The sequence below is a fragment of the Sphingomonas sp. PEI4 genome (genome assembly GCF_056679955.1).
Map to the genome: position 1 here is coordinate 3,107,432 of NZ_CM155258.1, position 13,913 is coordinate 3,121,344.

Consider the following 13,913-nt stretch of genomic DNA (forward strand, 5'->3'; position numbering starts at 1 on the left):
GCCTCAAATATTGATCGTGGTGGGGCGGTTCTTCCGCAGCCACAGCGCGACCATCATCCGGGTGAACAGGACGGCGGTGAACACCGACGTGCAGATCCCGATCAGCAGCACGACCGCAAAGCCCTTCACCGGACCCGAGCCGAGCATCAACATGATCACGCCGGTGATGGCGTGCGTCACGTTGGCCTCGAAGATCGTGCGCGATGCTTCCTTGTAGCCGAGTTCGACCGACTGGACGACGCTGCGTCCGCGTCGCCGCTCTTCGCGAATACGCTCGTTGATCAGCACGTTGGCATCCACCGCGGTACCGATCGTCAACACGAACCCGGCGATACCGGGCAACGTCAGCGTCGCGTTCAGCATCGCCATGACAGCGACGATGACCAGGATGTTGATGACCACCGCGAGGTTCGCATACAGGCCGAACCGTCCGTAAGTGACGAACATGAACACGATCACTGCGAGCGCCGCGATGATCGAGGCCAGTACGCCGGCGCGGATCGAATCCTTGCCGAGATCGGGGCTGACGGTGCTCTCGGCGATCGTCTTCAGTGCGACCGGCAACTTGCCCGAGCGCAGCGTGATCGCCAGCGCGTTCGCCGACTCGACCGTGAAATTACCCGAGATCGACGCGCGGCCACCAAGGATCGGCTCGTTGATGTTCGGCGCGGAGATCACCGAATTGTCGAGGATGATTGCAAACGGCTTGCCGGTGTTCTCGGTCGTCACCTTGGCAAAGCGACGCCCGCCGACCGCGTTGAACGTGATCGCCACCTGCGGCGCGTTGGTCTGCGGCTCGAACTCCTGGCGCGCATCGGCGAGCTGGTCGCCCGAGATGATCACCGAGCGCTTGACCGCAATGAACGGCACGCCCTGCGGATTGCCGGGGTAGGGGAGGACCTGGCTGCCGATCGGCGCGATGCCCTTGACCAGATCGGCCGGGTTCGCGGTCTCGTCGACCAGCTTGAATTCGAGCTTGGCGGTCTTGCCGAGCAGATCCTTCAGCGCCTGCGGGTTCTTCAACCCTGGAACCTGGACGACGATTCGAGTCGCGCCCTGGCGAACGATCGTCGGTTCCTTGGTGCCGAGTTCATCGATCCGGCGACGGACGACTTCGGTCGCATCGTTCATCGCCGTGTCGATCGCCTGGGTCAGGCCAGCCTCGGTCGGCTTAAGCACGAAGCGGCTCGTGTCGACGACGTTGATGTCCCATTCGCGCTGGCCGCTCATCCCGGCGCCACCGCCGGTGATCGCCAGCAGGCGCTCGCGGGCCGCATCGACCTGGCTTGGATCACGCAGCAGGAAGGTCAGCTGGCCGCCCCGCGTCGAAATGTCGCCGATCTCGATCCGCGGAGTCCCGTTCCGCATCGTGCCCGCCACGCTGTCGCGCATCGCCTCGATCCGCGTCGCGGCGAGGTCGGCAGTATCCGCCTCGAGCAGCAGATAGCTGCCGCCGGCAAGATCCAGCCCGAGATTGACGCGGGAATGCGGGATCCACCCCCATTTGCTCGTGGTGCTCTCGGGGAGGAAACTCGGGACCGCCAGCAGGCACAGTGCCGCCAGCAACCCGATGATCGACCCGATTTTCCAGCGCGGGAAGTCGAGCATCAGTCGTTTGCCGGCTTCGTGTTCGGGCTGGTGATGTCGGTCAGCGTCGACTTGACGACCCGCACGCGGACGTTCGGCGCGATCTCGACCTCGACGACATTATCCTCGACCTTGGTTACCTTGCCGAGAATCCCGCCCGACGTGACGACGCTGTCGTTCTTCTTCACGGCCGCGACCGACGCCTGCAGCGCCTTCATCCGCTTTTGCTGCGGGCGGATCATCAGGAAGTAGAACACGACGAACACGAGGAAGAGCGGCGCGAGGCTCAGGAACGAGGCGATCCCGCCCCCGGCCGTGGCGGCGCCGTCTGCGGCCTGGGCGTATGCTGGTGAGATGAACATGGAGTTCCGTATCTGTGAAGGGTGGCTCGGTTCGCGCGCCGCGCGGCCGGTCGCATTGGTCCGCCCGCTATCATCGCTTGGGGTCCCGTGCAACTGACGCAGGCGCGGACGGTTCGTGTAGGGACTACGATGAAACCGGGACGAAACAGGAGAGACGCGATGATTCTGGTGATGGGACATATCAAGCTGGCCGCAGGCGAAGGCGCGAAGATCGCCGATATTCTGATCGCGCACATGGCCGCGTGCGCCGTCGAGGACGGCTGCGAGTTCTACAATCTCGCGCTCGATCTGGTCGATCCCGACACGATCCGCATCTCCGAACGCTGGGCCAGCCCGGAAGCGATCGCCGCGCACGGCCAGGCCGAACACCAGAAGGCATTCGGCCGCGCGCTCGGCGGGTTCACCATCGAGCAGATCAGCGTGAAGGCGTATGAGGGCAGCTTCTGGCGCACGCTCATGGGCGACTGAAGCAATCTTCGCGAGGAAGCGGCGTTGCGACTTGCATCGCGCGCCGACCCTGCGTAGAGCGCGCGGCTCGGGCTGCTATGCGGCCCGTTCGGTCGGAGCGTAGCGCAGCCCGGTAGCGCACCACACTGGGGGTGTGGGGGTCGCAGGTTCGAATCCTGTCGCTCCGACCATTTTCTTACATCGTTGTTCGGCGGACTCGTACGGATCGCGTACGAGGTCATTGTGCTATTAGCTGTCATCCCCGCGCAGGCGGGGACCCATAAACTCGAACGTTGCCTGTAACCAAGCAACGCCAGCCCGTATGGATCCCCGCCTGCGTGGGGATGACTGAACTTGGAATAGGGCCGACTCTGACGCCGGCCCCGTCCAGCGACCTTACGCCGTCTCGCTCACCGTCGCTGCATGGCCCACGGCCACCGCGCTCAAATTCACGATCCCCCGCGCGGTCACGCTCGGCACCATCATCTGCAGCGGCTTGGCGAGCCCCAGCAGCATCGGCCCCAGCGGCAGCGACTCGGTCGACGCCGACAGCAGCGACACCGCGATGTTCGCCGCATCGATGTTCGGCATCACCAGCAAATTCGCCGAGCCCGTAAGCGGGCTGTCCGCGACCAACCGCCGCCGCAGCGCCTCCGACAGCGCCGCATCACCGTGCATTTCGCCGTCGAATTCGAACCCAGGTGCGAACTCCTTCAGCAACGCATGCCCGGCGCGCATCTTCTGTGCCGACGGCGAGCGCGACGCGCCAAAGCTCGAATGCGACAGCAACGCCGCCTTCGGCTCGATCGCGAACGCGCGGACTGCTTCGGCCGCCAGCATCGTCATCTCGGCGATCTGCTCGGCGGTCGGGTCGACCGTCACGTGCGTATCGCAGAAGAACAGGCTCCCGGTGCGCAGGATCACCGCCGACATCGCATACAGCCGCGAGACGCCCGGCATCCGCGGGATCAGCGGCATGATGTACGTCATCTGCGTCCACCAGTCGCCGATCCCGCCGCACAGTGCCGCATCGACGCGCCCCTCGCGCAGCAGCATCGCCGCCGCCACGCTCGGCCGCGTGCGCAGCGCACGCTCGGCGCTGTCGGGCGGCGTGCCACGACGACCGACCAGCGCATTGTAGCCGGCGAGCAACGGATCGAACACGTCGCGATCGGTACCCGGATCGAGCACTTCGACATCGGTGCCGATCGCCATCCGCAACCCGCTCGACTGGATCTTCTCGGCGATCACCTCGCGCCGCCCGATCAGCACCGGCCGCCCGATGCCCTCGTCGATCACCGTCTGCACCGCGCGCAGCGTCCGGTCGTCCTCGCCCTCGCCATACGCGATCGAGCGCCCCGCCTGCTTGGCGCGCGCGAAGATCGGCCGCATCAGCTGGCCCGAGCGATACACGAACACTTCGAGGTCACGCAGGTACGCGTCGAAATCCTCGATCGGTCGCGTTGCCACGCCCGAATCCATCGCCGCCTTCGCCACTGCGGGCGCGACATGCAGGATCAGCCGCGGATCGAACGGCTTCGGGATGATGTAGGTCGGCCCAAACACCGGAGTCGCGCCGCCGTACGCGGTGACCACCACGTCGGAAGCTGTCGCCCGCGCGAGCGCCGCGATCGCATCGACCGCCGCGACCTTCATCGCCTCGTTGATCTCGGTCGCGCCGACGTCCAGCGCCCCGCGAAAAATGAACGGGAAGCACAGCACGTTGTTGACCTGGTTCGGGAAATCCGAACGCCCGGTCGCGATGATCGCATCGGGACGGGTCGCATGCACCAGCGCCGGCTGGATCTCGGGCTCCGGATTCGCCAGCGCCAGGATCAGCGGATCCGGCGCGAGCAGATGCAGCCATTCCTGCTTCAGCACGCGCGGCGCCGACAGGCCGAGGAAGATGTCCGCCCCTTCCAGCACGTCCGGCAAGGTCCGCGCATTGGTCTCACGGGCATAACGCGCCATGTTCGGCGGCATCACGTCGCCGCGATCCTTGTGCACGACGCCCTTGATGTCGGTCAGCGTCACGTTCTCGGGGTTGAGCCCCATCGACACGAGCAAATCGACCGTCGCCAGCGCCGCCGCGCCCGCACCCGACGTCACCAGCTTCATCTGGTCGAGCCGCTTGCCGCGCAGTTCGAGCACGTTGCGGACCGCGGCGGCACACACGATCGCAGTGCCGTGCTGGTCGTCGTGGAACACCGGGATGTTCATGACCTCGCGCAGCTTCGTCTCGATCTCGAAGCATTCGGGTGCCTTGATGTCCTCGAGATTGATCCCTCCGAACGTCGGCTCGAGCACGCGGACCGCCTCGATGAACGCCTGCGGGTCGAGCTGGTCGATCTCGATGTCGAAGCAGTCGATCCCGGCGAATTTCTTGAAGAGCACCGCCTTGCCCTCCATCACCGGCTTCGACGCGAGCGCACCAATCGCGCCCAAGCCCAGCACCGCGGTCCCGTTGGTGATGACCGCGACCAGATTGCCGCGCGCCGTATAATCGCGCGCCTTGTCCGGATTCGCGGCGATCTCCTCGCACGCAGCGGCTACGCCCGGCGAGTAAGCGAGCGCGAGATCGCGCTGCGTCGCCATCCGCTTGGTCGCCTCGACCGAGAGTTTGCCCGGCTTGGGATAGCGGTGATAATCGAGCGCGGCTTTGCGGAAATCGTCTTCCATGGTCTTCCTAACCTGTCGGCCGCGGCGGCGACCGGGTGGATCCAGAGCGCACGGGCAGACCCGCGGCATCGAATGTTCAAGGGAGCGCATAGCCTTAGGGGCACCGATCCGCCAACCCCGCGCGGACGTAGCGTCGGTTTGGTAGGGCGGGTCTGACGTAAACCACCCGCCACCCACACTGACGCCACCCCGGCGAAGGCCGGGGCCCAGTTGGAACGTCGGACATAACGAAGCGCTGCCCTCCGTCAGCGCCGTCTCCCAACTGGACCCCGGCCTCCGCCGGGGAGGTGAAGTCTAGGGCGAACCCTCACGATCCTCCCCTGCCAGGGGGAGGTGGCACCGAAGGTGACGGAGGGGGAGGCAAGCGGTCACCTCCCGTTCCGTGTCCTCCCCCTCCGTCTGGCAAGTGCCAGCCACCTCCCCCTTGCGGGGGAGGATCGTGGGGGGTCGCAAATCCGCAAATTCCCCTGTCCTACAACGAACCAATATGGTTCGCTCCGCCCCTCAACAGGGCGGGACCACCATAATGACCATCGACCACCTAATCGACGCCGTCATCGACCGCGAAGGCGGCTACACCAACCACCCCGCAGACCGAGGCGGTCCCACCCGCTACGGCATCACGCAAGGAGTAGCCCGCGCCAACGGTTACACCGGAGACATGCGCGCCTTCCCCCGCGAACAGGCGGAAAGCATCTACCGCCGCCTCTACTGGACCCGCCCCGCCTTCGACCAGGTCGCCCCGCGCGCGCCCAGAATTGCCGAAGAACTCTTCGACACCGGCGTCAACATGGGGCCCAGCGTGGCCGCCACCTTCCTCCAACGCGCGCTCAACGCGCTCAACCGAGGCGCCACCGACTACCCCGACATGATTCTCGACGGCCGCATCGGCCCCGCCACGCTCACCGCGCTCGACGCCTTCCTCGCCCGCCGCAAACCCGGTGGCGAAACCGTGCTCCTCAAAGCGATCGAGGCACTGCAAGGCGAACGCTACGTCGCCCTCGCCGAGACCCGCCCTGCCAACGAAGCCTTCCTCTACGGCTGGCTCGCGAACCGCACCTGACTCGCGAAACGAAACGCTCCCAGCGTGTGAACTTTCTGCACTTCCAGCCTGAAGGAGACAGTCGATGACCCCGCAACCCCTTGATCCAGCACCAGACCCGTGGATCACCCGAGCCCGCCCGACTTTCCTCTACGTGATGTACGTTTTGCTGCTCGGCGCGATCCCCGCAGGCCTGATCGCCGCCGTCCGCCCGCAAACGGCGCAGGCGATCGCGGCGGGGATGGCGGCGTATTTGAACGCGATCCCCGAACCCCTCTACGCGCTCTTTGGCACCGGCTACCTCGGCTACACGGTGGCGAGGGAATGGGGGAAGGGGCGCTAACCTCCTTCCGTCATCCTGACGAAAGTCAGGATCCAGAGCCAAAAGCGTAGGCGCCCGTTGCCCTGGATCCTGACTTTCGTCAGGATGACGGCGGGAGGAGAAGCGCGCGGACCAACCGTAGACGCGTCCGTAAGCGGCGGCGTATCTTTCCGCCCGTTGCACCCCCAAAACCAAACCCTACATCGCTGGCATGAGCAACGACCCCCACGCCATGCCGGTCTGGCACGGCACCACGATCCTCTCGGTCCGCCGCGGCGGCAAGGTCGTCGTCATCGGCGACGGCCAGGTCTCGATGGGCCAGACCGTCATGAAACCCAACGCGCGCAAAGTCCGCCGCCTCGGCGACGGCAGCGTCATCGGTGGTTTCGCCGGCGCCACCGCGGACGCGTTCACCCTGTTCGAACGCCTCGAACGCAAGCTCGAAGCGCACCAGGGCCAGCTCCTCCGCGCCGCGGTCGAACTCGCCAAGGACTGGCGCACCGACAAATTCCTCCGCAACCTCGAAGCGATGATGATCGTCGCCGACAAGGACGTGACGCTGATCCTCACCGGCAACGGCGACGTCCTCGAACCCGAAAACGGCGTCGCCGCGATCGGCTCTGGCGGCAACTACGCCTTGGCCGCTGCCCGAGCACTGGTCGAATACGAAACTGACGCCGAAGTCCTGTGCCGCAAGGCGATGCACATCGCGTCCGAACTCTGCGTCTACACCAACGACCGCCTCACGGTCGAAACGATGGATTCGACCACGTAATTCCTTCTCCCCCTCCCGCAAGCGGGAGGGGGCAGGGGGTGGGCGCCCGCTCACCTCCAGCGCCAACCTTCGAGGGAAGCGCGAGCCCACCCCCAACCCCTCCCGCCTGCGGGAGGGGAGCGAGAAAACCATGAACGACCAGCTCACCCCGAAGGCAATCGTCGCCGCGCTCGACGCCCACATCATCGGCCAGGCCGCCGCCAAGCGCGCGGTCGCGGTCGCGATGCGCAACCGCTGGCGCCGCCAGCAACTCAGCGAAGACCTCCGCGACGAGGTCACGCCCAAGAACATCCTGATGATCGGACCGACCGGCTGCGGCAAGACCGAGATCAGCCGCCGTCTGGCCAAGCTCGCTGACGCCCCGTTCGTGAAGGTCGAGGCGACAAAGTTCACCGAGGTCGGCTATGTCGGCCGCGACGTCGAACAGATCGCTCGCGACCTCGTCGAGGAAGCCATCCGCCTCGAAAAGGAACGCCGCCGCGTCGCCGTCAAGGACAAGGCAGAGGAGGCGGCGATGGGCCGCCTGCTCGACGCGCTGGTCGGCAAGGACTCGAGCATCGCGACGCGCGAAAGCTTCAAGCAGCGTTTCCTCGACGGCCATCTCAACACCGCCGAAGTCGAGATCGAGGTCGAGCAGGCGCCGACCACGCCATTCGAGATCCCCGGCGGCGCGCCGCAGATGATCAACCTCGGCGAGATGATGAAGTCGTTCGGCGGCGGTCCGCAGTTGAAGCGCCGCAAGCTCACCGTCCACGCGGCATGGGATAAGCTCGTCGAGGAAGAGGCCGACAAGCGTCTCGACCAGGACGAGGTCAGCCGCGTCGCTCTGGCGGATGCGGAAGCCAACGGCATCGTCTTCCTCGACGAGATCGACAAGATCGCCGTCTCGGACGGCCGTGGCGGTTCGATCAGCCGCGAAGGCGTCCAGCGCGACCTGCTCCCCTTGATCGAAGGCACGACGGTCGCGACGAAGTACGGCCCGATGAAGACCGACCATATCCTCTTCATCGCCAGCGGCGCGTTCCACGTCGCCAAGCCGAGCGACCTGCTCCCCGAATTGCAGGGGCGTCTGCCGATCCGCGTCGAGCTCAAGGGCCTCACCGAAGCCGATTTTGTCGCGATCCTGTCGGACACCAAGGCGTCGCTGCCGCTCCAGTACAAGGCACTGATCGCCACCGAAGGCGTCGGTATCGAGTTCACCGAAGACGGCATCGCCGCAATCGCGCGCATCGCCGCCGAAGTGAATTCGGAGATCGAGAACATCGGCGCCCGCCGCCTCCAGACGGTAATGGAAAAGCTGCTGGAGGAGGTGAGCTACAACGCGGAGGACCGCAGCGGCTCGAACCTCGTCATCGATGGCGCGTACGTCGATAGCCAGCTGAAGGAAATCGCCCGCAACACCGACCTGAGCCGGTTCGTGCTGTGATCATAGGGCGGGGGGCACCACTCCCCGTTCGTGCTGAGCGAAGTCGAAGCACCTGAGTCTCATGCCCTTCGACTTCGCTCAGGGCGAACGGAGTGGGGGGTATTTAGGAGAAAACCATGGACGTGACCGAAGCCATAGCCGCTCGCCGCTCCGTCCGAGGCTTCCGCGACACCCCCGTCGACCCGACCCTGCTCCACGACCTCGCCATAAAAGCATCCCGGGCCGCAACCGGCGGGAACCTCCAGCCCTGGCACATCGCCATCGTCCAGGGCGAACCCATGACCCGGCTCAAGGCCATCATGGCCGAAAAGATCGCCACCGGCGCGACCGAAACACCAAGATACGACATCTACCCAAAAGACCTAGTCGCCCCCTACCGAGACCGCCGCTACGCCGTCGGCGAAGCGATGTACGCGCACATCGGCATCCCGCGCGACGACAAGGCCGCCCGCCGGGAATGGTTCGCCCGCAACTTCCAGTTCTTCGGCGCCCCAGCCGCGTATTTCTGCATGGTCGACAGACGCATGGGCCCGCCCCAATGGTCGGACCTCGGCATGTACCTGCAAAATCTGATGCTGCTGGCGGTCGAAGCCGGTCTCGCCACCTGCCCGCAGGAATGCTGGGCGATGTATCCCGAAACCATCGGGAGGTTCCTGGACATCCCCGAAGACCGCATGCTCTTCTGCGGCATGGCGATCGGCTACGAGGACAAGGCAGCCGCCGCCAACGCCCTGCGCTCGGAGCGCGCAGACGAAGCGGAATGGCTGACGACCGTCAGCTGATTCAAGCTATCGCCTCTAACCAGAAGCCACCCCGGCGAACGCCGGGGTGGTGGCGTATGCGGCATTGTTCACCCGCGAAGGCGGGTGCCCAGACCGGGTCCCCGCCTTCGCGAGGAAACAAGGATTAGAGGATTACCGTAACCGGCTTGGCGCCCTTGATCCCAGCCAGGATCATAGCCTCCCAAACCGCAGGATCACCCGCCGCGGCCATCGCCTTGTCGGGCTCGCGCAACGTCTTCAGCACGGCCAGCGCATCGGGCAGGTAATCCGTCCATGCCGCATCGATCAACCGCGACGCCGACTCGGAATCACCGCCAGCATTTGCGCTGATCCGCTGACCGGCCAGAACTCGCGCGACGCGTTCGGCGACAGGTGTAGTGGAAACGTCCATGAGCATTCTCCTCGCGAGCCAGCCTATAGCAAACCCGCGAGGCGAACGAATGCTCCTTAGCGTGCCGAGCTAGGACCCGCGCCGCGGCTCGGACCACGGCCGCCGCCGGCTGGACGCCCGCCACCCTGGCCGCCACCCTGACCGCCGGGACGACCGCCACCCTGGGGACGACCGCCGCCGCCACCTTGGCCGCCACCCTGGCCGCCCTGGCCACCACGGCTGGCACCCGCGTAGTTACGACCGGTTGTCCCGGTCGCCCTGGGCGAATGCGTCGCGCGCGGACGTGCCGGATCGCGCGGACGATCGATCCGGACCTCGGGGTCGGCACCCATCGTCTTGATGCGCGTCTGCTTGATCTGGTTCGACAGGTTGACGAAATCCTCCGGCAACGCGCGGACCTGGACCTTCTGGCGCGTGATCCGCTCGATGTCGCGCAGATAGGCCTTCTCGTCATCCGCGCAGAACGCGACGGCGATGCCGCTCGCGCCCGCACGCGCGGTACGGCCGATGCGGTGGACATACTGCTCGGCCACGTTCGGCAGCTCGAAGTTGATGACGTGCGAAACGCCCGAGACGTCGATGCCGCGCGCGGCGATGTCGGTCGCGATCAGGACCTTGACCTTGCCCTGCTTGAACTCGCCGAGTGCCCGCTCGCGCTGGCCCTGGCTCTTGTTGCCGTGGATCGCGTTCGACGCGATGCCGTTGCCGGCGAGCAGCTTCACGACGCGGTCGGCGCCATGCTTGGTGCGCGTGAAGACCAGCGCACGGTCGATCGCCGGATCGGCCAGCGTGATCGTCAGCAGCGCCTGCTTCTCCGACTGGTTGCAGAAGGTGACATACTGGTCGACGCGCTCCGCGGTCGTTGCAGCCGGCTTCACCGACACCGTCTTCGGGTCGAGCAGGAACTGCGACGCCAACTCACGGATCGCAACAGGCATCGTCGCCGAGAAGAACAGCGTCTGGCGCTTCTTCGGCAGCATGCGGACGATCTTCTTCAGCGCGTGGATGAAGCCCAGATCCATCATCTGGTCGGCTTCGTCGAGCACTAGGATCTCGATCATCGACAGGTTCACGAAGCCCTGCTCGATCAGATCGATCAGGCGGCCCGGCGTGGCGACGAGGATGTCGACGCCGCGGCTCATGTCCTGGCGGTTCTTGTTGATGCTGGTGCCGCCGAACACGGTCGTCACCGACATCTTGCTGAACTGGCCATAGGCGCGCGCGCTGTCGGCGATCTGGCTGGCGAGTTCGCGGGTCGGTGCGAGCACCAGCATGCGGCAATGCGTCGGCAGGACGCGCTTCTGGTTTTCGGTCAGGCGCTGGATCGACGGCAGCACGAACGCCGCGGTCTTGCCGGTGCCGGTCTGCGCGATGCCGAGCAGATCGCCGCCCTCAAGCAGGATCGGGATCGACTGCGCCTGGATCGGCGTAGGCTCGGTATAGCCCTTGGCTTCGAGCGCACGGACGAGCGGCTCGGCGAGGCCGAGGTTTGCAAATGACATGTAGAGTCTCTCAAATGTGCCGGGCTCGCGAATCCACACAAGGACGCGCGAGGGACGGTGGTGTTTTGACACCCCGCGTGAAAAGGGAAGCCCGTTGGAAACGACCGAGGCGGAGCTAAGACCGTTAAAGGTCCAATCACGCTGCATTACGCCTCGATGACCGCCATTTGGCGTATCGCGGTCGAAAAGTCAACCTTCGGCGTCTTTCGCGCTGGCGGCGTCAGCTCCGGATCTGGCCGAGATGCAGATAGCGTTCGTTGAACTCCGCCGCGTCGCGCAGGCGAGACCAGTCCTTGACGCTTACCCGCCGCTTCTTGCGCGCGATCAGGCCGTCGACTTCCAGTGATTTGAGTACCCGGTTGACGTGAACCGGCGTCAGGCCGAGGGCATCGCCCAATTGCTCCTGCGTCATTGGCAACTCATACGCCATCGCATCGCCGAGCGTCGATTTGTGGAACCGCACGGAGAATTCGCAGAGCAGATGCGCGAGCCGGCTACGCGCGTTGCGCCGCCCGATATTGAGCAGCCATTCCCGGTGGATCGACGATTCAACCAGTGCATCGATCCATAGTACCTGGGCCGCTGCCGGGCACGTCTCGATCAATACGCGAAGCGCGGCGATCGGCATTTCGGCGAGCGTCAGTCTCGTCAGCGCCTGGATGTCGTGATCCGACTCGTCCAGGAACAGGTTCTGCATATCGACGAACTCGCCGGGCATCAGGATCGACACGATCTCGCGTTCGCCATCCGGCGTCAGCTTCTGCCGGTACGCAAGCCCCTCGAGAATGAACGCGCAACGTGTCGGCCGCTGACCCTCACGCAGCATGTACGTCGATGCGTCGATCGTCCGAACCTTGAACGGCAACGCCGCGATCTGAGCGCGATCGTCCGCACCCATCGCCATCCGCGACTCGAACTTCCGTAACACCATTTCAGTCACGGTGGAGATATCCACGTGCACTCTCCGCATCCAGTGCAGGAGCACTCGTTTCTCGCTGTCACCCTCTCTGGAATAGCGCGTTGCAACATTACGCACCTTATCCCAGGATGGACCACGCCGACGAAACCCATGTTATGATGATCATTCGCGCTGTCGCCAGAATGTGGCAGCAACGGGGGGCGACTATCGGCTAGCTGGGCCGGCTAGCTGGGCCGGCTAGCTGGGTTCGTCGGTCGTCACGGTAACCGTCAGCAGAACGCTGCCTCCCTCGTCCCGCACCGCGACGCCGAACCGAGCACCGTCGCGTGCGATTCCCGGATGATCGCTGAGATAATCGCCCGCGAAGATCACCGCCTGGACGCGGGCCACTTCGTCATCTGCGAGGTTCGTACCGTCGTCGTCGTCGCTGACGTGCTTATGGTTCTCGATGTCGAAGAAGTATCTGGGCATGCTCTACTTCCTCAACCGTTACGCGAACCCTTTTCTAGCAGGCCTGCAATCGCTCCGCCCTTACCAAAATCAGGTTTGGCGTGCGCGGGATGCTCGACTTGGACTCTGTCCCGGGCGTAGGATGCCTACAAACATAAAGAGGATCCGCTCCATGAAACTGGCCAGCCTGAAGCATCCCGACGCCACCCGAGGGCGAGACGGCAAGCTCGTCGTCGTCTCCAACGACCTCGCCTGGTATGCCGATGCGAGTCACATTGCGCCCACCCTGCAGGCTGCGCTCGACGACTGGGACCGGCTTTCGATCGACCTGCAGAACCTGTCGACCGATCTCGAACACGAGATGATCCCGATGCGGCGCTTCCACGAGCATGACGCCGAATCGCCCCTGCCGCGTGCGTATCAATGGGCGGACGGCTCTGCGTACGTGAATCATGTTGCGCTCGTGCGACAGGCGCGCGCGGCGGAAATGCCCGACAGCTTCTGGCACGATCCGCTGATGTACCAGGGGGGATCCGACGGATTCCTGGGGCCGCGCGATCCGATCCCGCTCGCGGACGAGGCCTGGGGTTGCGACATGGAAGGCGAGGTCGTCGTCGTGACCGGCGACGTGCCGATGGGCGCGACTCGCGACGAGGCGCTGGCGGCGATCCTGCTGGTCGGGCTGACCAACGACGTGAGCTTGCGCAACCTGATCCCCGGGGAACTCGGCAAGGGCTTCGGCTTTTTCCAGTCGAAACCGGCCAGCGCGTTCTCGCCGGTATTCGTCACGCCCGACGCGCTGGGTGACTGGTGGAAGGACGGCAAGCTGCACCGCAAGCTGATGGTCGACCTCAACGGCCAGCCGCTCGGTCGCGCCGAGGCCGGCGAGGACATGACGTTCGATTTCGGTACGCTGGTCGCACACGCCGCCAAGACGCGAAAGCTGGGCGCGGGGACGATCGTCGGATCGGGCACCGTCTCGAACCGCGGCCCCGATGGCGGACCGGGCAAATCCGTTGCCGACGGCGGCGTCGGGTACTCGTGTCTCGCCGAAGTGCGGACGATCGAAACCATTCAGGGCGGCAAGCCCGTCACGCCGTTCCTCAAGAAGGGCGACGTCGTCCGCATCTGGGCGGAAGACGACAAGCGCCATCCGATCTTCGGCGTGATCGAACAGACCGTCGCATAGGTGGAGCAATCCCCTCCGTCATGCCGGACTTGTTCCGGCA

At 65.3% G+C, this 13,913-nt stretch carries 13 protein-coding genes, 1 tRNA gene and 1 pseudogene; 8 read left to right on the top strand and 7 right to left on the bottom strand.

Annotated elements, in window-relative coordinates; translation table 11 throughout:
• Positions 1–3: 3 nt before the first annotated feature.
• Together secD and yajC are read right to left on the bottom strand one after the other, a co-directional pair.
• Positions 4–1,608, bottom strand: a complete 1,605-nt coding sequence (gene secD / locus AC1MLZ_RS14355; RefSeq protein ID WP_480959065.1) for a protein translocase subunit SecD — start codon at positions 1,606–1,608, stop codon at positions 4–6.
• Positions 1,608–1,949, bottom strand: a complete 342-nt coding sequence (gene yajC, locus AC1MLZ_RS14360) for a preprotein translocase subunit YajC (protein ID WP_176500282.1) — start codon at positions 1,947–1,949, stop codon at positions 1,608–1,610. The genes secD and yajC overlap by 1 nt, the downstream gene beginning before the upstream one ends.
• A 159-nt stretch (positions 1,950–2,108) precedes the next feature.
• Here yajC and AC1MLZ_RS14365 point away from each other — a divergent pair, with 159 nt between their 5' ends.
• Together AC1MLZ_RS14365 and AC1MLZ_RS14370 are read left to right on the top strand one after the other, a co-directional pair.
• Positions 2,109–2,417, top strand: a complete 309-nt coding sequence (locus AC1MLZ_RS14365) for a putative quinol monooxygenase (protein ID WP_480959066.1) — start codon at positions 2,109–2,111, stop codon at positions 2,415–2,417.
• Positions 2,418–2,510: 93 nt separating this feature from the next.
• Positions 2,511–2,587 (top strand) — tRNA-Pro (locus AC1MLZ_RS14370).
• Between the two features lie 205 nt (positions 2,588–2,792).
• Here the strand turns inward: AC1MLZ_RS14370 and AC1MLZ_RS14375 are convergent.
• Positions 2,793–5,075 carry an NADP-dependent malic enzyme gene (locus AC1MLZ_RS14375; RefSeq protein ID WP_480959067.1) on the bottom strand — a complete coding sequence of 761 codons (2,283 nt, stop codon included), beginning with the start codon at positions 5,073–5,075 and terminating at the stop codon, positions 2,793–2,795.
• 526 nt (positions 5,076–5,601) lie between these two features.
• On the opposite strand from AC1MLZ_RS14375, the gene AC1MLZ_RS14380 reads away from it, so the two are divergent.
• The 5 genes and pseudogenes from AC1MLZ_RS14380 (at position 5,602) to AC1MLZ_RS14400 (ending at position 9,422) form a co-directional block, all read left to right on the top strand.
• Positions 5,602–6,138 (top strand): glycoside hydrolase family 108 protein, encoded by a 537-nt coding sequence (locus tag AC1MLZ_RS14380; RefSeq protein WP_480959068.1) that lies wholly within the window; start codon positions 5,602–5,604, stop codon positions 6,136–6,138.
• Between the two features lie 88 nt (positions 6,139–6,226).
• Positions 6,227–6,460, top strand: a pseudogene (locus tag AC1MLZ_RS14385) (3TM-type holin); the annotation flags it as partial.
• Between the two features lie 211 nt (positions 6,461–6,671).
• Entirely contained in the window at positions 6,672–7,214 is a 543-nt protein-coding gene (gene hslV, locus AC1MLZ_RS14390) for an ATP-dependent protease subunit HslV (protein ID WP_480961565.1), read from the top strand.
• 130 nt (positions 7,215–7,344) lie between these two features.
• Complete coding sequence (hslU, locus tag AC1MLZ_RS14395) at positions 7,345–8,640, top strand: ATP-dependent protease ATPase subunit HslU (RefSeq protein WP_480959069.1); 1,296 nt, start codon at positions 7,345–7,347, stop codon at positions 8,638–8,640.
• A gap of 116 nt (positions 8,641–8,756) precedes the next feature.
• A complete protein-coding gene (locus AC1MLZ_RS14400; RefSeq protein WP_480959070.1) occupies positions 8,757–9,422 on the top strand; it encodes a nitroreductase in 666 nt (221 codons plus the stop codon).
• 124 nt (positions 9,423–9,546) lie between these two features.
• On the opposite strand, the gene AC1MLZ_RS14405 is transcribed toward AC1MLZ_RS14400, so the two are convergent.
• From AC1MLZ_RS14405 to AC1MLZ_RS14420, 4 genes are all read right to left on the bottom strand, one after another.
• Entirely contained in the window at positions 9,547–9,813 is a 267-nt protein-coding gene (locus tag AC1MLZ_RS14405) for a hypothetical protein (protein ID WP_480959071.1), read from the bottom strand.
• Positions 9,814–9,869: 56 nt separating this feature from the next.
• Positions 9,870–11,315 carry a DEAD/DEAH box helicase gene (locus AC1MLZ_RS14410; RefSeq protein ID WP_480959072.1) on the bottom strand — a complete coding sequence of 482 codons (1,446 nt, stop codon included), beginning with the start codon at positions 11,313–11,315 and terminating at the stop codon, positions 9,870–9,872.
• Positions 11,316–11,535: 220 nt separating this feature from the next.
• A complete protein-coding gene (locus AC1MLZ_RS14415; RefSeq protein ID WP_480959073.1) occupies positions 11,536–12,270 on the bottom strand; it encodes a Crp/Fnr family transcriptional regulator in 735 nt (244 codons plus the stop codon).
• Between the two features lie 201 nt (positions 12,271–12,471).
• Complete coding sequence (locus AC1MLZ_RS14420) at positions 12,472–12,705, bottom strand: DUF6894 family protein (protein ID WP_480959074.1); 234 nt, start codon at positions 12,703–12,705, stop codon at positions 12,472–12,474.
• A 151-nt stretch (positions 12,706–12,856) separates the two neighbouring features.
• Between AC1MLZ_RS14420 and AC1MLZ_RS14425 the strand changes: the two genes are divergently transcribed.
• Positions 12,857–13,873 (top strand): fumarylacetoacetate hydrolase family protein, encoded by a 1,017-nt coding sequence (locus AC1MLZ_RS14425; RefSeq protein ID WP_480959075.1) that lies wholly within the window; start codon positions 12,857–12,859, stop codon positions 13,871–13,873.
• Positions 13,874–13,913: the final 40 nt, after the last annotated feature.